Source organism: Flaviflexus sp. (assembly GCF_052087705.1).
GTDB lineage: Bacteria > Actinomycetota > Actinomycetes > Actinomycetales > Actinomycetaceae > Flaviflexus > Flaviflexus ciconiae.
Map to the genome: position 1 here is coordinate 2,751 of NZ_JBQCYC010000032.1, position 19,289 is coordinate 22,039.

The 19,289-nt window shown below is 58.3% G+C and carries 16 protein-coding genes; 9 read left to right on the forward strand and 7 right to left on the reverse strand.

Annotated features, from left to right (window positions below):
* Both ACTHUY_RS11460 and ACTHUY_RS11465 read right to left on the reverse strand, forming a co-directional pair.
* A partial coding sequence (locus tag ACTHUY_RS11460) for a hypothetical protein (protein WP_441678928.1) occupies positions 1-639 on the reverse strand: 639 nt, incomplete at its 3' end.
* A gap of 101 nt (positions 640-740) precedes the next feature.
* Positions 741-1,358 (reverse strand): SRPBCC domain-containing protein, encoded by a 618-nt coding sequence (locus tag ACTHUY_RS11465; RefSeq protein WP_441678930.1) that lies wholly within the window; start codon positions 1,356-1,358, stop codon positions 741-743.
* 438 nt (positions 1,359-1,796) lie between these two features.
* Here ACTHUY_RS11465 and dnaK point away from each other — a divergent pair, with 438 nt between their 5' ends.
* From dnaK to ACTHUY_RS11500, 7 genes are all read left to right on the forward strand, one after another.
* Entirely contained in the window at positions 1,797-3,656 is a 1,860-nt protein-coding gene (dnaK, locus tag ACTHUY_RS11470) for a molecular chaperone DnaK (RefSeq protein ID WP_441655790.1), read from the forward strand.
* Positions 3,653-4,303: a nucleotide exchange factor GrpE gene (locus ACTHUY_RS11475; RefSeq protein WP_441678932.1), complete on the forward strand. Its 651-nt coding sequence runs from the start codon at positions 3,653-3,655 to the stop codon at positions 4,301-4,303. Before dnaK ends, ACTHUY_RS11475 begins: the two co-directional genes overlap by 4 nt.
* A gap of 62 nt (positions 4,304-4,365) precedes the next feature.
* The gene (locus ACTHUY_RS11480; RefSeq protein ID WP_441678934.1) at positions 4,366-5,364 is read left to right on the forward strand and encodes a DnaJ C-terminal domain-containing protein; all 999 of its coding nucleotides are present in this window, start codon (positions 4,366-4,368) and stop codon (positions 5,362-5,364) included.
* On the forward strand, positions 5,361-5,816 hold the full coding sequence (locus tag ACTHUY_RS11485; RefSeq protein ID WP_323052608.1) for a heat shock protein transcriptional repressor HspR: 456 nt from the start codon (positions 5,361-5,363) through the stop codon (positions 5,814-5,816). The genes ACTHUY_RS11480 and ACTHUY_RS11485 overlap by 4 nt, the downstream gene beginning before the upstream one ends.
* A 728-nt stretch (positions 5,817-6,544) precedes the next feature.
* Complete coding sequence (locus ACTHUY_RS11490; RefSeq protein ID WP_441655793.1) at positions 6,545-7,783, forward strand: hypothetical protein; 1,239 nt, start codon at positions 6,545-6,547, stop codon at positions 7,781-7,783.
* Positions 7,780-8,538 carry an ABC transporter ATP-binding protein gene (locus ACTHUY_RS11495; protein ID WP_126704165.1) on the forward strand — a complete coding sequence of 253 codons (759 nt, stop codon included), beginning with the start codon at positions 7,780-7,782 and terminating at the stop codon, positions 8,536-8,538. Before ACTHUY_RS11490 ends, ACTHUY_RS11495 begins: the two co-directional genes overlap by 4 nt.
* Positions 8,535-9,158, forward strand: a complete 624-nt coding sequence (locus ACTHUY_RS11500) for a hypothetical protein (RefSeq protein ID WP_126704164.1) — start codon at positions 8,535-8,537, stop codon at positions 9,156-9,158. The genes ACTHUY_RS11495 and ACTHUY_RS11500 overlap by 4 nt, the downstream gene beginning before the upstream one ends.
* 161 nt (positions 9,159-9,319) lie before the next feature.
* Here ACTHUY_RS11500 and ACTHUY_RS11505 read toward each other — a convergent pair whose 3' ends face one another.
* The 4 genes from ACTHUY_RS11505 to ACTHUY_RS11520 all read right to left on the reverse strand — a co-directional run bounded on the left by ACTHUY_RS11505 (position 9,320) and on the right by ACTHUY_RS11520 (position 13,462).
* Complete coding sequence (locus ACTHUY_RS11505) at positions 9,320-9,766, reverse strand: hypothetical protein (RefSeq protein ID WP_126704163.1); 447 nt, start codon at positions 9,764-9,766, stop codon at positions 9,320-9,322.
* Between the two features lie 365 nt (positions 9,767-10,131).
* Positions 10,132-10,875, reverse strand: coding sequence for an ATP-binding protein (locus tag ACTHUY_RS11510; RefSeq protein ID WP_441678936.1), 744 nt, complete (start codon positions 10,873-10,875; stop codon positions 10,132-10,134).
* 2 nt (positions 10,876-10,877) lie between these two features.
* Positions 10,878-12,434, reverse strand: coding sequence for an IS21 family transposase (istA, locus tag ACTHUY_RS11515; RefSeq protein WP_126704161.1), 1,557 nt, complete (start codon positions 12,432-12,434; stop codon positions 10,878-10,880).
* A 677-nt stretch (positions 12,435-13,111) separates the two neighbouring features.
* Entirely contained in the window at positions 13,112-13,462 is a 351-nt protein-coding gene (locus ACTHUY_RS11520) for a hypothetical protein (RefSeq protein ID WP_441678938.1), read from the reverse strand.
* Here ACTHUY_RS11520 and ACTHUY_RS11525 point away from each other — a divergent pair.
* Positions 13,427-17,113 carry a phosphodiester glycosidase family protein gene (locus ACTHUY_RS11525; protein WP_441678940.1) on the forward strand — a complete coding sequence of 1,229 codons (3,687 nt, stop codon included), beginning with the start codon at positions 13,427-13,429 and terminating at the stop codon, positions 17,111-17,113. The two genes, ACTHUY_RS11520 and ACTHUY_RS11525, sit on opposite strands and share 36 nt — an antisense overlap.
* A gap of 204 nt (positions 17,114-17,317) precedes the next feature.
* On the opposite strand, the gene ACTHUY_RS11530 is transcribed toward ACTHUY_RS11525, so the two are convergent.
* Positions 17,318-17,944 carry a hypothetical protein gene (locus ACTHUY_RS11530; RefSeq protein ID WP_441678942.1) on the reverse strand — a complete coding sequence of 209 codons (627 nt, stop codon included), beginning with the start codon at positions 17,942-17,944 and terminating at the stop codon, positions 17,318-17,320.
* Positions 17,945-18,134: 190 nt separating this feature from the next.
* Here ACTHUY_RS11530 and gluQRS point away from each other — a divergent pair, with 190 nt between their 5' ends.
* Positions 18,135-19,064, forward strand: a complete 930-nt coding sequence (gene gluQRS, locus ACTHUY_RS11535; RefSeq protein ID WP_441678944.1) for a tRNA glutamyl-Q(34) synthetase GluQRS — start codon at positions 18,135-18,137, stop codon at positions 19,062-19,064.
* The last annotated feature ends 225 nt before the right edge of the window (positions 19,065-19,289 follow it).

Below are 19,289 nucleotides of genomic sequence, written 5' to 3' on the forward strand. Positions count from 1 at the left end.
CTGGTAGTCTTCCGGTTCGTTCCGACCGCCTTCGTCCGTGGTGTTGAGGACAGATTGGTCTCCGACAAGTCCTTCATATTCCAGGAAGAGAAGGACCTCGGTGCGTTGGGTGTCGTTGAGCTCCTCCCAGGGCTTGAGCTCGCCGTTTTCGTCAAGGAACGTCAGGAAGTAGTCATCGTCGAGAGCGTAGTTGGCTTCTGATTTGGCTTGGAGGTATTCACTGGGGTCGCTAACCCCGGCACCGGTATCGAATGCGCTTTGCCAGTCGCCCTCGTACCAGGAGTTCCAGGTGGCACTGTAGATCTGTTCCTGGAAGTGGGCGATGGCTTCGTCGTGAGCCACGGCCGCCGCCGCGTCAGCATGCTCCACATGATCGGTTGGGAACAGCCAGTCGACAAGGATCTCTAGTGGAACCGTAGCACCGGGGTGGTCCTCGCTGAATTCTATTTGACCGGTGAGGAAACTGATCGTTTCGTTACGAAAGTCAGCTGCGTGTGCGGCTTCAACCTCGGTCATTGTTTCCGCCATGTTCAGCAGGTAACTTAGTGGCGCATATTTCGGGGCGGCACGGGCAGTGCCGTCAAGGAACTTGTCGACATCACTTGAAACCGTGGCGGTGACAAACCATCGAGGCGACATCGTGGAAAGTTTCTCTCGCGGATGTTCAGAGCGAGGGGCCAGCACCTAGCGGTGAGAGGCACCGGGCAAAGTCATTACCTAGTGGCTCCGGGAGGTCGGGGCTACTCGCCCTCTCCTCGGTAGAACTTCGCTGTGCGCTCCGCCATTCCTTCTGCAACGGTCCGCTTCGCACCGGATGCAATGTGCGCATTGCGCCATGCGTGAGCTGTGTCGGTAACGAATTGGAGGCCTTCGGGTGTCATTGATAGTTCGGCCATCTTCTCCGGGTTCGAGTTCGAATCGCCCCGCAGGTAAAGAAGGAGGGAGTAGAAGGCACCATCCCACCCGATCCCGGTGGCGGCCGGTCCAAAGGTTTCCCAGTGTTCGTCATCCTTCACTTCGTGGACGAGGGTGAGAACAGTGCCGGGTCCGGTGGGGGTGAGGCTGAGGGAAACGTTCGACACGTCCTCGCCGTACTCCCAGGTGACCTCGAGTGACTGCTGGGGGCGGCAGGTTTTGATTGTTCCCGAGTGCTGTGAGCCGGTGAGTTCGTAGTCGCCGCCCTCTTCCAAGTCTCCGCTTAGAACGTCGAACCACTGGACCATTGCCTCCGGGCTGGTCAGGGCATCCCACATGGCTGCCGGTTCGAATGGAAAGGTCTGAGTGAGCTCAACCAGGTGGGAGCCCTTCGAGTGCTGAACTGTGCGAGTGACCGCCTGGACCTGTTCCTTGAACGTCATGGATTCCTTCCGCGGCGCTGCCCCTCAGCGCTTCCTCCTCCACCCTACATTTCCCGCCCCGCGCGAGACAGCGGGGGATTGAACGGGAGGGTGGGGATCGAACGAGGTTGTGGGGACTGAGTTAGAAGAAAGTTGGTGCTCGAGGCAGGTGCCGATCCTGGGGTGAGGCTGTGAAGATGTCGGCAAGGACCTGTGAGAAATCCTGTATTTGAAAGGTGAAATTTCGATTGTTCTATCGAGGGTGCGCGAAGTTTTTGTTGAAATTTCGCGAGTTTTGATCTTGTGGAATAAATCCATCAGATTCAAAGTTGATATTAGTGGACTCAAGAATTGATCAGTCGGTTGGACATAACCATCGGATTGGTTCAAACTTGAGAAGGAAAAGTGAATGTGCCGCGATATGCGGTTAGGGCTACGGCCCGGAAGGAGTAAACAAATATGGCACGTGCAGTAGGCATCGACCTCGGTACCACGAACTCGTGTGTTGCTGTTCTTGAAGGTGGCGAACCCACCGTTATTGCGAACGCCGAAGGCGCTCGCACCACCCCCTCGGTTGTTGGTTTCTCGAAGTCGGGTGAGGTCTTGGTTGGCGAGATCGCCAAGCGTCAGGCCGTCACCAACGTTGACCGCACCGTTCAGTCGGTCAAGCGCCACATGGGCACCGACTGGTCCGTCGACATCGACGATACGACGTACACCCCGCAGCAGATCTCTGCTTTCATTCTTAGCAAGCTCAAGAAGGACGCCGAGGCATACCTGGGCGAAGAGGTAACCGACGCAGTTATTACGGTTCCCGCCTACTTCAACGATGCTGAGCGTCAGGCAACGAAGGACGCCGGTCAGATTGCTGGCCTGAACGTCCAGCGCATCGTCAACGAGCCCACGGCCGCTGCTCTTGCTTACGGCCTTGAGAAGGGTAAGGAGGACGAGCTCATTCTCGTCTTCGACCTCGGCGGCGGCACGTTCGACGTCTCGCTCCTTGAAGTTGGTAAGGATGAGGACGATTTCTCGACCATTCAGGTTCGCGCAACCAACGGCGACAACCGTCTCGGTGGTGACGACTGGGATCAGAAGATTGTTGACTGGCTCGTTGGCCAGGCCAAGAACTCCTACGGTGTTGACCTGTCGAAGGACAAGATTGCTCTGCAGCGCCTCAAGGAAGCTGCCGAGCAGGCCAAGAAGGAGCTCTCCTCGGCCACCTCGACGAACATCACCCTCCAGTACCTCTCGATGACGGAGAATGGACCGCTGCACCTCGATGAGAAGCTGACCCGCGCCAAGTTCGAAGAGATGACCCGCGATCTCCTTGACCGCACGAAGGTTCCCTTCAACAACGTCATTAACGACGCCGGCATCAAGCTCTCCGAGATCGACCATGTTGTTCTCGTTGGTGGCTCGACCCGTATGCCCATGGTGACCGAGGTTGTTAAGGAACTGACCGGTGGTAAGGAGCCGAACAAGTCCGTGAACCCGGACGAGGTCGTTGCCGTTGGTGCAGCCCTCCAGGCCGGTGTCATCACCGGTGACCGCGCGGACGTTCTGCTGATTGACGTGACCCCGCTGTCGCTCGGTATCGAGACCAAGGGTGGCGTCATGACGAAGCTTATTGAACGCAACACCGCTATCCCGACGAAGCGTTCTGAGGTCTTCTCGACCGCTGAAGACAACCAGCCGTCGGTTCTCATCCAGGTCTACCAGGGTGAGCGCGAGTTTGCCCGCGACAACAAGCCGCTGGGCACCTTCGAACTCACCGGTATTGCTCCCGCACCCCGTGGCATGCCCCAGGTTGAGGTCACGTTCGACATCGACGCCAACGGCATCGTTCACGTGTCCGCTAAGGACCGTGGCACCGGCAAGGAACAGTCGATGACGATCACCGGTGGCTCGGCTCTTCCCCAGGAAGAGATCGACCGCATGGTCAAGGAAGCCGAAGCGCACGCGGCTGAGGACGCCAAGCGCAAGGAGGAGCAGGAGCTCCGCAACACCTCCGAGCAGCAGGTCTATTCCATCGAGAAGCTTCTCGAGGAGAACAAGGACAAGCTCGATGACGCACTCGTCTCCGACGTTCAGGGCGCTGTCGACGCGGTCAAGACCGCACTCGAAGGCGAAGACGTTGAGGCACTCAAGACCGCTCAGGCGGAGCTGACCGAGAAGTCGCAGAAGATCGGCGAAGCCATCTACGCACAGGCAGCTTCGGAGGCACCTGCCGAGGGCGAAGCCCCGGCGCAGGAAGCCCAGGAAGACGACGACATTGTCGACGCCGAAGTAGTTGATGAAGAGGACGGTAACAACAAGTGAGTGAAAACCAGTCACCCGAAGAGAGGAAGCCCTCGGAGGATGCTGGCACCACTCCCGAGGAGCAGGTCGAATCCGTAGAGGTACCTGAAGAGGGTGCCGCTACCGCGGCCGCCGAGACTGAGGAAACAGTAGCCGACGGTGTTGAAGCTGAGGAGACTGCCGCTGAAGGCGACGAGGAAGCGGAAGAAATCGATCCGCTACTGGAAGCCCAGGCGAAGATTGTGGAGTTGGAAGAGCAGCTTGCACGGTCCCGTGCCGACACGTACAACGTGTCGCAGGAGTACAACGGCTACGTCCGACGGTCCAAGGCGGAGGCGACTGCCCAGAAGCAGGCGGGAATCGCCTCGGTTCTGGAGAACCTCCTGTCGGTCCTTGATGACATTGAGCTGGCCCGCCAGCACGATGACCTCGAAGGCCCCGCCGGGAAGATCGCCCTCAAGGTCGAGAATACTCTCGAAACGAACTATCAGCTCGTCCGCTTCGGGGCAGTGGGGGATCCCTTCGATCCCGAAATCCACGAAGCCCTCATGCACTCTCAGTCCGAGGACGTCGAATCTGAGCAGATCGGAACTCTGATCCAGCCCGGATACAAGCACGGAGACAAGGTGCTCCGGCCCGCACGGGTCGGCGTTGTCTCGCCGCAGTAATTCAATGAGGTGTGCCGGGCATAAACGCCCGGCACACCCACAACAGAAGGAGGTGATGCGCCATGGCTAGTCAGGATTGGCTATCCAAGGACTTCTATGCCGTTCTCGGTGTCAGCAAGGACGCCTCGCAGGACGAAATCAAGAAGGCCTATCGCAAGCTCGCGCGCACCTACCATCCGGATAAGAACCCGGGTGATGCTGCGGCAGAGAGCAAATTTAAAGAGGTAGGCGAAGCCTACGCGGTCCTTTCCGACGCGGAAGACCGCAAACAGTACGACGCTATTCGCGCCATGGGAGGCGGCGGAGCCCGCTTCTCTGCCGGCGGTGCCGGAGGCGGAGGTTTCGAAGACGTCTTCTCCAGCATGTTCGGTGGAGGGGCTGCCCCGGGAGGTGCACGCTACCAGCAGACATCGCAGGGCGGCTTCGACGACATCCTGTCCGGAATGTTCGGGGGAGGCGGAGGATCCCCGTTCGGCGGGGGAGGCTTCGGCGGCTTTGGCAGGCGCCCACAGCGCGGCGCCGACGAGACCGCATCAACGAGTATCTCGCTCGCCCAGGCAGTCCAGGGCGCAACGATTCAGGTCTCGAACCACGGCCAGCGCTTCTCTGCGAAGGTCCCGGCAGGTGTGAGCGACGGTCAGAAGATCAGGCTCCGCGGCAAGGGACAGCCCGGCCAAAACGGCGGGGAAGCCGGCGACCTGCTCATCACCGTCACGGTTGAGAAGCACCCCGTGTTTGAACTGGACGGCAAGAACGTTCGGATGACACTCCCCGTGTCATTCTCCGAAGCCGCACTGGGTGCGAAGGTTTCGGTTCCCACGGTTCATGGCGACACTGTCACCGTGAAGATCCCGTCCGGGTCCTCGTCCGGTAGTACCCTGCGGGTGCGCGGTCGCGGAGTGAAAGGCAAGGGACTGCCGGGCGACATGCTTGTCACCCTGAAGATCGTGGTTCCCAAGAAGCTCTCAGCGGAAGCCAAGGCAGCCGTTGAGGCGTTCCAGGAAGCAACCGGGGACGCTGATCCGCGTGCTGACCTGGTGAGGATGGCTGAGGTATCGTGAGCCCCTCGCTGTCCAGGAACGACCCCGTCTTCTCCGTCTCGATTGCGGCGCAGATGGCGGGGATGCACGCACAAACCGTCCGCCAATACGACCGCCTCGGACTCGTCGTTGCCTCACGCACGAGGGGTGGCGGACGCCGCTACTCGCTCAACGACATCGCGGCTCTCCAAGAGATCCAGACGCTGTCCCAGGAAGAGGGAATTAACTTGGCAGGTATCTCCCGGATCCTGGAGCTCGAGCAGGAAGTCAAGAAGCTCAAGCGGGAAAACTCTCGCCTGAAGTCGATGGCTAACCGACTCAAGGATGTCCTGCTGGAAAAGCAGGCTGCCGAAAGGCGCGTCTTCGCTGCCGGTCAGGACGGCTCCATTGTTGCCCTGTCGCGCGGTGAACGCGCGCCCGCCGACGAAGCCGTACGCCGCAGCTCCGCGCTTGTGATTTGGCGGCCGAGGTAAGGTGACGTCACGATGTCGCCGGCTCGATGCGTCTACTGCCGTAGAACTGTTGATCGGTGAAGATGAGCCGCCCGAAAGGGCGGCTTTCGTGTTGTCGTGATCTTGGCAGGGATGGGTAGGTGCGTGAGGTGATAGCGGCTCGTCAGTTACATGCCCGCAATGTTAAGGAATATTGTCTATCTGCTTTGCCGATTTTCCACTGAATAATACTTTGCGTCAGCTTCCGGTTCTCAGCTCACAACGAATGTTTACACGATATACTTTCATCACCACAAACCCTCAAGAATGGCCTTGGGGGGGGATGGTTACTCCTGCAGATGCAGGTTTGGAGGAATTATGAAAAAGACGATGACGAGCGTGTTGGCAACGCTCTTACTTGTTTTAGGGATGGGCGGTACTGCGATCGCGGCAGAGGGCTATCGGGGATCGAACGTGTATGGCTGTCAGGCTTATATAAGCGGTTCCAAGGCATGGACGAATTGCAGACCGGCAACACGATCATTTGAGTACGCGACGAAAGCGTGGTGCACAGGCCAGCCGACCCGAATGGGAACTTTCAGATCGGTTTCTCGCAACTCGAATGTCACTGGAATATCCGAAGTGGGCTGCACTTTTAACGTGCATGACGGACAGACAAAGTATCAGTGATCTAAGCGGTGGGTGCGGCAAACTTTGATCGTCGCGCCCACCGCCCTTGAATTCGGATAGACACTATGAATTTTCTTCGCATGAGAGAGCGCCTTCGAGGCTCCCTCTTTATCTTCATCATCCAGAGTGCTGTTCTGCTATTGCTGCTCGAGAGATGGTGGCCGACATTCAATGGCCTAGGCCCGTCGATTTGGATCTCCATGCTCCTGGTAGGCGCTGCCGCAGCGGCAATTGCTGCCACGAGAGAGTCAGCTCGAATCGAGGCCGAGGCTAGGCCGGTCACTGAAGTCTCGCCACGATCCCAATTTGGGATTGTCGTGTTGCACTGGGGCGCGGATGTTTTAACGCTCTCCATTATCCCGACGGTTATGGCATCGAGTGTCGCCTATCTTTTGGTTGCAGCTTTTGGCTATGGCTATTTCGATTGGGGATACCCGCTGTATGCGCTGCTGTTCGGGATCGCAATGGTTCTTCTCGGCAAAGTGGCCGCGCGTTTGTTCGCTGGTCGAGTGATTGCACCGCTCGTTGCCTTTGTGCTGGCTGTCTATGCGTGGATGTACACGATCGTGACGAGTGCACATGCGGATACATGGACGATGTTCGACCGAGCGGCACTTCTATTTGTCGTACTTCTTGCCGCCCTGCTCTTCGTAGGTCTTCTCCTCGCATATAGAGCTAGTGAAAAACGTGCTGCTGCAGTTGCCGGACTAACCCTCGTCGGCTTTGTTGCCCTGGTCTTCATTGGCGGCTCGATACACGTTTACAACTATCCTCGTGTGCCTACCGCGGATCCCGAGTGCGTCACGGTCGCATCAGATTCGATCTGTGTCTGGCCAGAGGATGAGCCGCTGCTTCCCGGGCTGGTTGCCCAGTTGGAACGTGCTCAAGCCCTTGAAGCGGCAGCGGGGATCGAGCGTCCCAGCATCGTTTTTGCCGAACCTGGCTATGACGGTGCGAGCCGTGGCGGTCATCGCATGACTGTTGCCCCGGTTGAGGGCGGAGCATCACTGCGATCAGCACAGGGCTTTGTTGCACCGGCGGTGGACACCCATACCGGGTTCCCGCAGTGCGTCGACGGGAACTCCACAGGCGAAGATTTTGATCGACATTTCCAAGTTGCCGACCTCATGACTGCGTACGTCATCGGTGACATGGCGGATGATTCGTGGGCGACTTCGAGTCCGGAAATGGATGCGTGGCGGCTTCAAGTCGGACAGGTTCTTGAGGAGTGGCCGGAGGCAGACCGAGTTGCCTGGCTCGGGGAACAGCTGGCCCATTACAATGAATACTGCGAGTTCTCGGGAGAGATTGCACAATGACGATCGAAGAATCTGGAAAACTGCCGACAGGCATAAAGGTCTCGGGCCTCACGCAAGGCTATGGCAACCGTGAAGTTCTGAAGGACTTCTCCCTTGATGTGCCTGACCGTTCGATTGTGGCTTTAGCCGGCCCAAATGGAGCGGGTAAGACGACGCTCATGCGAACCATTGCCACGCTGTTGAAACCAAAGGCTGGAAGCATTGTTGTTCTTGGCCATGACATCGCGGCCAAACAGGGGCGAAATGAGCTTCGACGAAACCTTGGCTACCTGCCGCAGGATTTCACTGCAGATAACAAATTGACAGTGAAAGAGTATGTGGAATATTCCCTGTGGATGCGAGGATTCTCGAAGATCAAGATTGAGGCGGCCTCTGAAGTGGCGATCGACCGCGTTGGCCTCTCGCAGACTAAGCACGTCAAGCTCAGAGAGCTCTCGGGAGGAATGCGTCAAAGAGCGGGAATAGCTGCGGCAACAGCGGGTGACCCGGATCTGCTGATCCTTGATGAACCGACTTCGGGCTTGGATCCTGAGCAGCGTTCGCAGTTTCGGGAAGTGCTGAGATCGTTGGATTCGAGATTAGTCCTTATCTCCACGCATCTCATCGAGGACGTTGCATCCTTGGCGGACTATCTTGTTGTCATCAGCGACGGCAATCTGGCGTACGCGGGCTCAGCGGACATCCTTCGAGAAGGTGACCGTTCGATCGAAGCGCTGGAGCGCATCTACGTGAATCTGATGAGAGCTGGCCAATGACGAGGTTTGGAGCCTGGCGCATCTTTCTCAAGACGCGCCGTGCTTGGGGTGTAGCGGTACTCTCCGTTATTGCCACAGTCATTCTGCTTCTCCTTCATCCTTCCGCGTATGGCATCCCCGGGTTCAACAATGTCAGGGACACTCCCATCAGCTACCTCATCGGCTTCGTACTCGGGTCCCTCAGCGCGACACTCGTCCATTCGGTGAGTCCTGCAATGGAGATCCTGGCGACGCGCAGGGTGGCACAAGCAAGAGCATTGCTTCTGCTGATTGCAACAGTCGCCCAGGCTTTGCTGATACTCGGCGTCTCGATAGTGCTGAGAGAGATAGCCGGTCTGGACATGCCGCGGGAGCATGTCGCAGTGTTTCTGACGTCCATGCTCTTTTTTCATGGAGTAGGGTTCCTTGCGGCCGGGCTCACCGCTGGACCCCGCATGTGGCTGATTCCCACAGCATTGATGGCCGTGTTCCTCGCCTTCTCTTGGAAAGATGAGTACACGGTGCAGCCCTGGAACCTGGTCCTCAATACAAGTGGCTCTCTTGTCGTCACTGCTGTCTGTGCCTATGGCCTTGGCCTTGTCATCGCGAGTATCGGCAACCCGAAGATCAGGGCGGACTGATGGCTTGTCGCAAGTGTTGAAGTATGTGAATAGCGCAAAGCACTATCGGTGATGGACAGGCTGGGGTCGAAATGCGGGCAGCCGTCATCTATGCTTGCGGTCGAATAACCTTGGTGGCTGCTATCTGAGCGGGCAGGGTTGGTGAGTGAGGGATAGCATCCTTATTCGGTTGGTGGGCTTTCGAGCTCTTCGATTGACGTTACTTCAAGAACTTCCAGTACTTGAGCTGTTTCAGGACTTTCAAGTTTAACTCGAAGTCGAAGCTCGGACATTGGTTCGCGATAGTCCAGATCGACGTCGGTGAACGGTACGTCGTCTGGTAATGAAAGCAGTTGTATCTCTGGTGTTCCACACTGGGGCGGATCGGACTCAAGCACTGTGTCGCACATTCGTGATCCGCCACTATCGTCCTTAAAGACCGCGCCTTCGATAATCCACACTGTCCCCGGGGCCTTGCCCTTGATTGATCTCACTGAAATGAACTCAGCGTCGGACTGTGTGGGTGTTGTCGTGGTGCCTTGAGGTGAGCCGTCGCCAGAGCAGCCAGCCAGCCAAGCTGAGGCGGCGAGAAGTGCCACTGATAATGCGGCTTTCTTTCTCGTTTTCATGATGAGTGCTTCTTATCGAATATGCAGTCGAAGGAGGTGCAAATAGCTTCTCATGTGGCGGTCTTGCGTACAAGAGCCCTTTCCTCGTGTAGTCGCCATCAAATGAAATATTTAATGATAAAAAGCCCAAATTCGTGCCAAATGTCCAATTTGTCTAATCGCAATAATGTGGCGGTTGTTGACTACACAGCCTACGGCTGACACTGCTTGGGCAATCCGAGATTCAGGTTGTTGTGTTGCCAGGCTCACAGCGTGAGTATCCGGCCTGTTTAGAGCCATCTGTTCGTGTGTCGGGGAGCCGGCTATGGTGCCTGTGAGAGCCAGTGACTGGTGTTGTTGGGAGCCACTGGCTCTCACACGCATTTTTAGAGCACTATTCGTGCTTGGTGTTCTCTCATGTTGAAGGTGCCGGTCTCGATCCACGTCGTGTTGTGAACGATGCGATCCATGATCGCATCAGCATGGACGCTGCCGCCGAGGCGGGTGTGCCAGTCCTTTTTCGGATACTGGGTGCAGAACACTGTTGAGGCAGCGTCATAGCGACGCTCGAGCAGCTCCAGGAGGAAGCTCTGAAGCGCTTCGTCAGGCGGATCCAAGAGCCATTCATCGATCACAAGCAGAGTGAAGTTACTCAGCTTCTTGAGCAGCTGTGTCTTCCCGTGGGGCCTATCGGCCGCGACGCTGATGAGCTCTTCCAGGTCGGGCATCCGTACATAGTGAGCTCGGATCCGGTGTTGGCATGCTTGGTTCGCAAGGGCGGAGCCGAGATAGGACTTGCCCGAACCCGTGAAGCCCTGGAAGACGATGTTGTGGTGCAACTCGATGAACCGGCAGGTTCCCAGCTGAGCCAGCATCCCCTGATCAAGTCCGCGTTCGGTGAGCATATCGACCCTACGCAGGTCCGCGTCGGGGTAGCGCACTCCTGAGCGGCGCCCCAGGCCTTGGATCTTCGCGTGAGTGAACACGGCGTGCGCGTCATCAACAGCAAGCTTGAGCTTCTCCTCAAACGACAGTCCCAGTGTCAAGGCATCATCAAGGGCGCTCAGCGCATCGAGGAGGGAGGCTGCTCCCATGTCGCGCATTTTGTTCTTCGTTTCAGTATCGAGCATCGTCATTTCGATTGGCCTCCGGCGTAGTAGGAAGCCCCGCGAACATAGCCGCCACCTTCAGAAGAAGATGGAACAGCATTTCCGGTTTTGTCTTGTCCGGTATCGAGGATCGGGCGCACGTGGCTATAGCGTGGGGAGCGAATATTGGCCTCCAAGGCAATCTTGCAGGCGGCCTCGACCCGACCGGTGGTAAACCGTCGAGATAGGCGTAGGACTGCGAGAGCGGGGTCCAGGCCCTGCTCGGTGACTGGGACAGCGGCAAAGATCTGATCAACGACCGTGAGGGCGTTCGGGCCGATCCTGGTGGCCCAGTCACGGACGCGGTGCTCGTCCCAGGGCTGATAGCCCTTCCCCTCAGGCAGGTCACCGTCATGCGTGCGATAGACCCCGCTGGTCCGGGCAGGGACGCGGACGTGACTGGTGAGCCGATCGTGGCCGTCGTAGATCTCTACCATTGAGGTCGTGATCCGCAGGTCAACCGTTTTACCGATGTTCACGTAGGGCACGGAGTAGGAGTTCTTCTGCCACACCACATGAGAGTTCTTTGCGACTTTACGGCTATAGACCCAGGTAGCAATCTCATACGGTACCGCTGGTAGCGGGCGCAGCAGCGGCTCCTCCTCGGTGCGGAAGACACTCGTGCGAGAGCCTGCACGCTTCTGAAACGGTTCAGCATTATAGGACTCGAGCTCATCGTGGATTGCTTGGCGCAGCTCGGCAAGAGAAGTGAAAGTGCGTTCTCGCAGCTTGGCGTTGATTCTCGTGGCCACGTGCCAGACCGTGTTCTCCACGCTTGCTTTGTCTTTCGGTTTTCCCACCCGGGCGGGGAGCACGGCTGCCGAGTAGTGGCCGGCGAGCTGACGGTAGGAATCATTCAAGACGATCTCGCCCTCCCGGGGTCGGGTGATGACACCGGTTTTCAGGTTGTCACAGACGATCCGCGGGACGCTGCCCCCGAAGTAGTCGAACATCGCTACATGAGCGTTCAACCACGAGGCCTGTGTCATATCCGCGCAGGGCTCGACAAACGCATACCGCGAGAACGGCAGGCAAGCGACGAACAGATAGACCTTCTGCTCCGTACCAGTGACCGGATTGGTCAAGGTCATCGTGGGGCCAGCCCAGTCCACTTCCACTGATTGTCCGGCTTTATGCCCTACCCGAGAGGCGACCCCGGTGAGGTGCACATGATGTTGATATCGTCGGCAGAACCTGTCATAACTCATCGCCAGACCACCCTCGTCTTTCACGAGGTCAACGTATTCGCTGTGCAACAGTTTCAATGTCACCCCGACCCTGGCAAGTTCGCGGTGGACGCGGGCCCAATCGGGTTGGACGTAAACGCTGGTGTGTTCTCCGCGGCCGGGAAACAGCCGCGCATAAACCTCCGCTTCAGGTATCTCGGCTATTTCGTCGTAGGACAGGCCTTCGCGGTCGGCGGCTTCGAATACTTGGGCGATGCTATTACGTGACATCCCGCGGGCGGCTGCGATCGCGCGGCCTGATTGTCCCTGGGAACGAAGCTCTAAAATCAGCTTCGACTTAATCTTTCGTACCATGGGTACATGCTCCTTTCGTCGCGCGACCTATCCACGCGACGGAAGGAGCCTAACCAGGGTGGCTCTCAGACACGCCATAAATGGCTCCCACCGGCGCCATCCAGGTAAACGACCACTGGCTCTGAGCCGCACCATGACCGGCTCTTACAACCACGAATATTCACAGCGCTCTAAATAGCTCTACTCGCGCTGCGTTATAGCAGGCAGAGAGGCTTGTTTCACAATAATGTAGACGTTTATTCACATAGATTTCTTTCCCCGTTCTTCTTTCGTCTCCTGGAATTCACTTTGCTCGAACAGCATGATGACGGCCCGGAAACGGGCAGAGCAGACATGTTTTCAGTTGAGAGAAAATGGGGAAACCTTCCATGGATATGGAAAAATCCCGGAACTCAGCACCCAGGCGCCGGCTTCTTGCCGGCGTCCTCGTGGGCGGACTGAGTATCGGAACAATCGCACCGGCAATGGCGGTGGATGGCCTCAACCAGACTGACGCCGTCACCGCAGCTGTCGAGGCGATGAACATTGACGGGCGGCAATGCCATCGTCAACGCATACGACCGTCAGATGCTCGCCCCCGGGGTTGAGCTCGTCAGCGTCGACCGGATCCAGCCGGGCGGACGCCTCGAATTCGACGTTCTTGTCGCAGACCTCGGCTCCGGCGCCGTCAAGGCCGACTACCTGTACCCGGGAACCGTCTCCGATGCAGAAGCGATCTCGGACATGATCGAAGATGCGGATGCGGTGGCGGGAGTTAACGGCTCGTTCTTCGACATCAACGCCTCCAAAGCACCCTCCGGTGTCGGCGTCTCCGAAGAGGATGGCATCGTCACCATCCCTGCCGGAACCGGCAATGGTGAGATCACCTCGAGCAACATCCCGATCGTCTTCACCCCGAAGGCCTCGCCGCCTTCTCCGGCATCACCCTCGTCACTGAAGTCACCCACAACGGTGAGCTCCTTGACCTCGACATCGTCGGCGTCAACTCCTACATGCTGGGTGAGGGCCAGGTCGGCCTCTTCAACCACCTGTGGGGCGACTACACCCGTGACCGTGCCCTTGACGGCGGAACGGGCACCGAGATCCTCATCAACCCCGACGGTGTCGTCACCTCGGTCGGCATCCCTGCCACCGGCCAGCTCCCCGAGGGCGTCACCTCCCTCGTCGAGCGTGATCGTGCGGGTTCAGAGAATGCGCTTGATGCAATCAGCGTCGGAGATACGCTGACAGTTGAGAGCTCGGTGACCTCTGACGCGGGCGAGATCTCGGCTGCCATCGGCGCGAACGCCATGCTCGTCGCAGACGGAGAGCCGGTCGGCTCTGGCACGGCAACTGCTCCGAGGACCGCGATCGGCTTCAACGAAGCCGGCACTGTCATGTACCTGCTCGTCGTCGACGGCCGTCAGGCCTCATCGGATGGCCTGGGCCTCGCTGATCTTGGTGTGCTCATGGCAGAGCTCGGCATCTACAGCGGTGCGAACCTTGATGGCGGCGGCTCAACCACGATGGGTGCAGTGCCGCCGGGTGAGACCGAGGCACAGATCCCGCACAACCCGTCGGACGGCTACGAGCGTCCGGTGCCGAACGGCATCGGCCTCTACGTTGAGCGCGGCTCCGGTGAAGTGATCGGCTACTCGATCTCCTCGCTCCTCCAGGTCGGCCAGCCCGACCGTGTCTTCCCGGGCCTCACGAGGCAGATCCAGGCGAAGGGCTATGACGAGACCGGCTCCGCCGTTCCCGGCACTGTTCCCGCCTGGTCGACCTCGACCGGCTCTGTCGCTGTTGAGTCGAACGGCGACCACACCGCGACCCTCACCGGCGTTGCCGCAGGCAGCGACACGGTCACAGCATCACAGAATGATGCGAACGGGACGATGAACGTCCAGGTGCTCGGCGAGCTTGACCGCATCGAGCTCTCCCCGTCTGTCATCCAGCTCTCAACCTCCGATGAGGTCGGCTCCTTCACCGTCTACGGCTACGACAAGCACGGCTACAGGGCCCCGATCGACGCGAACGACGTTGTCATCGAGGGTGATGAAGCAGGAAGCTTCACCATCGAGTCCGGTACGAGCGGCACCTTCGCTGTCACTGCGAACGAAGAGAATGCGGCCTCACCGATCAGCGTCAGCGTCAACGGCATCAAGGCCGAAGCTGCCCTGACCGTCGGTGTCGACACACTCCCGCTCGTAGACTTCTCCGATGCTGCCGAGTGGACTGCCGGTCAGGCACGTGCCCCGGGCGTCACCGTGACACCCGCCGAGGGCCACGAAGGCAAGAATGGGGTAGCGATTGACTTCGACTTCACCCAGTCCACCGGCACCCGCGGCGCCTACGCCGTTGCACCGAATGGTGGCTTCGAGATTCCCGGCCAGCCCACCGCGCTTACCGCGTGGGTGAACGGCAACAAGGATGGTGCATGGCCCCGCATCCAAGTTCGCCAGGCCGATGGCACCACCACCCAGCTGGATGGCCCAACAGAGGTCTTCGAGGGGTGGCAGCAGGTTACTTTTGCCGTTCCGTCCGGTGTCGAATACCCACTGACGTTCCAGATGTACAGGATCATGGAAACCCGTCCCGCGGCGCAGTACACGGACACGGTGATCATCTCCGACCTCCAGGCACTCGTACCCACCGAGGTTGAGTTGCCCAAGACCGAAGAGGTGACCGACTCCGTTGTTGTTCCCACGGGCGCAACAGACGACTCCCCGCTTCGTATCGCCGTCGTCTCCGACGCTCAGTTCATTGCTCGCAACCCCGAGTCGGGTGCAGTTGAGGGCGCGCGTGAGTCCTTCCGTGAGGTCCTCGCAGAAGATCCCGATCTTCTCATCATCAACGGCGATTTCGTCGATGAGGCAGCACCGGAAGACTTCGAGCTCGCACAGCGCATCATCGATGAAGAGCTCGGCGACTTCCCGTACATCTACGTTCCCGGTAACCACGAGATCATGGGTGGCGACATCCAGAACTTCATCGACGCCTTCGGTGCTACCAACGGCTACCTCGATGTTGATGGCACCCGCCTGATCTACCTGAACTCGGCCCCCGGCAGCCTCAGCCATGACTTTGCTCAGCTCACCATGGCCAAGAATGCTCTGGACGATGCTGCGGTGAACGACGACATCACGGGTGTTCTCGTGTTCCAGCACCACCCGGTTGATGATCCGCTGCCCACGAAGGCAAGCCAGATGTCCAACAGGCTGGATGCTGAGATGCTACGCGACTGGCTCGAAGAGTTCCGTGCAGAGTCCGGCAAGCAGGTCTCCAACATTGCCGCAGGCGTTGGTATTTTCCATGCCATGACCCTTGATGGAATCCCGTACTTCATCAACGGCAACGCAGGTAAGAGCCCGACCGGCGGAAGCTCCGGTTCGTTCACCGGCTGGACCATGGTCGGCATCGACCCCGCCGGTGCAACCAGCAACAACCCGCGCGACTGGATCTCCTTCGAGGTCAACACCCGCGTTGACGAAGATGGGCTCTCGCTCGGCGAAGTTTCCTCCTCCTTCGAGGAATACGGCGAAGCCGTCACCCTGAACCCCACCATGGTTCAGGACGACGGTGTGCGTTCCATGCCGGTGGCATGGCCGATGAGCTACGCCTGGTCCGGTGAGAACGTCCACATCGGCTCCGTCGACGACGTACCCGAGGGAACCGTTGCAGCGTTCAACGCCGAAACCAACACCCTGACCCCACTCGCACCCGGCGATGCATCGCTGACCCTCGCAGTTAACAACAAGACTGTGACCGCGGAATTCACGGTTGAGGCAGACATCATCATCGTTACGCCCGAGGCCCCGGTATTCGAGGCCAACGTCATCACCATCCCCGAGGTCGAAGGCGTCGACTATGTTATCGGTGACCAGGTCGTTTCCGGTGACGTTGAGATCACCGAGGATGTCACGGTCGTTGCTCGCGCACTCGAGGGCTACGCCCTCGACGAGACAGCAACAGCATGGTGGGACTTCGTCTACGTTGCACCGGCTCCCGAGGTAGGTAACCTCTTCTACTTCGTGAACTCGTGGGACAAGACCACCGAAGATGTTCGTATTGCCTTCGGAAACGAGGGTGACGAAATCTTCGTTGGCGACTGGGATGGTGACGGCAAGGATACTCTCGCCATTCGCCGCGGCAACGAGTTCTTCGTGAACAACGAGCTAACCGGTGACCTCCCACAAGACACGTTCCACTACGGACGCCCCGGTGATGACGTCATCGTTGGCGACTGGGACGGTGACGGCACCGACACGCTCGGTGTGCGCCGTGGAAGCATGTTCTACCTCGTCAACGAGCTCAAAGGCGGCCATGCCGACATCTCGTTCAACTACGGCCGCGAAGCCGACGTTGTTCATATTGGTGACTGGGATGGCGACAAGATCGACACGATCATGGTCCAGCGCGGAAAGGCCTTCTTCGCTAACAATGCCCTCATCGGTGGAAACGCTGAAGAAGAGTTCTTCTACGGCAAGCTCGGTGACGAAGTATTTGCAGGTGACTTCGATGGCGACGAGGTAGACACTCTCGCTGTCCGCCGTGGCAACACCTTCTACGTGAAGAACGAGATCGCTGGCGGTAATGCCGACATCGAGATCAACTACGGCAAGGCAACCGATGTTATCCACATCGGTGACTGGGACAGTGACGGAGAGGATACTCCCGTCGTCAACCGTTACGTCGGCTAATGTCGTAACTTCCAGCCAGCCTGGCTGAGACGAGGTGGGGGCAGGACCGGAAGGTTGTGCCCCCACCTCTTAACATCGGAGCGGTTCGCGTTACTCGCTCTTAGGAGGAGCTCCTGCTTGCCTGGGATAAGGCCCGGCAGCTCCGAGATAAGGACCGCTCGCTCCGAGATAGGATCCGGTGGTTTAAGAATAAGGTCCGGCTGCTTAGGGAGCCTCGTTCATAGGCGTCTCGGTGCTGGAGTCTGGGACGTCCTCGGAAATAGGTTCTTCCCTGCCAAGTTCCCGATCAAGCCAGGCACTGAATTCGTCACGACCGGGTGCTGGCCACGAGTCCGGAATCGTCATCGCGAACTCGGACTCGACCCATGATCGAAGCGGCTCAAGCGCCTCGGGGGAAATCGGTTCAATTGGGCTACTACCCAGGTTGTGTGACAGCAGCTCCTCATATCCGATGGAGAAAAGAACCAGGAGCTCACTTGCGTCATTGGCGATCAGGAAACCGCTTCCTTCGGACTCTAAGAGAATCACGCGAGCATTCTTCTCCTCATCCAGCCACAGTGCGATCAGCGAGCCCTCACCCGCAGCCTCAGCGATTGGTAGAACCCGCGTATATGCCACCGAGTCCTCGTGGAACCAGCCTTCCAGGCTGAGGTTTGCACTGAAGTATGGACCGGCCGCGTCAGAGTCCGGGTAGGGATCAATGATGTAACCAGTTGGTGACATGGTGCCGAGTCCAAGTTCTTCAAGATGCGACCAGGCGCGATCAAGCTCGATCGGAATGCCAGGCCAATCAGGTCGGAGGGCAAGAAGCTGATTCGTCATAGTCGACATGGTCAACATGGTAGGGGAGTCGTTACCTGTTTGCTTGCTAGGAAAATCTGTCATTCGCCGTGATTGTTGGGTAGCTTCCGGATTATCCCAAAACCAGTGCCGAACGAAGTGGTACGTGGGTCGGTGTACTGGCCGTAGACCTGCTAAGAGCTGGTTCCATTCTTCGTTACGCTTATCTTCGGAGGTAACGATGACATCTGAGGCACGTGGAACTGGGCGCTATGCGCCATCACCATCAGGCGACCTACATCTCGGCAACCTCCGTACCGGTCTCATTGCCTGGGCCTGCGCCAGGAAAGCCGGTCTGGGGTTTGTGATGAGAATGGAGGATCTGGATGAAAGGTGCCGCCCCGAATACGTCGAAACGCAGCTGAGAGACCTCTCCGAGATCGGCATGGACTGGGATGGCGACGTCCTGTTCCAGAGCGACCGAATCGATGCCTACAACCAGGTTGTTTCTGAACTTCTTGAAAGGGATCTCGTTTACGAGTGCTATTGCACCCGTGCAGATATTAAGGACGCTCCGCGAGCACCCCATGCCCCGCCCGGTGCCTATCCCGGAACCTGCCGAGATCTGACCGAAGTTGAACGAGAGCAGGGCAGGCAGAAACTTGCTCCTATGGACCGGGGCCCAGCCCTGCGCCTCAAAACAGCGAACGATCAACTGAGCATCACCGACCGAATCTGCGGGGAATTCACCGGGCACATCGATGACTTCGTTGTCCGCAGGGGTGATGGTGCCCACGCCTACAACCTTGTTGCCGTAGTCGATGACGAATTCCAGAACGTCAGGCAAGTTGTCCGGGCCGATGATCTGCTCGAATCAACCCCGAGACAGGTCTACCTCCAAAAACTCCTGGGGTACGAAACGCCCGAATATGTTCACGTTCCGCTCGTCCTAAACCGCGGGGGCAAGAGACTAGCTAAGCGAGATGGGGCGGTCACCCTCGATGCGCTGCATAAGGAAGGCTGGAGCACTCAGCAGGCCTTTGCCCTCATCTCCGAATCCTTGGGGATCCAAGGTGACAACAGTGCCGACTTCCTTGACCAGTTCTCGATCAACTCGATTGCCCGTGAGCCATGGATCTTTGACTCGGAGACGCTACCGCGCTCGTGGTAGTAAATTGCCTGAGAAGGTGCGGTTGGTCCACTGCGCTCATGTGCTAAAAGGCGCGGGAGGTTAAGTGTCGAAGATCGAGTATTCAAACTGTGTAGCTGTAAATCAAACTGTTAAAGTTACACAGTTTGATTTGTAGTTTAAATTGCAGGAGTGCGGATTGTCTGCCAACTAACTGTCGTATGATCACGGCGTTTGAGCCATCTTAGCGTGCTTTGTTGGACTCCT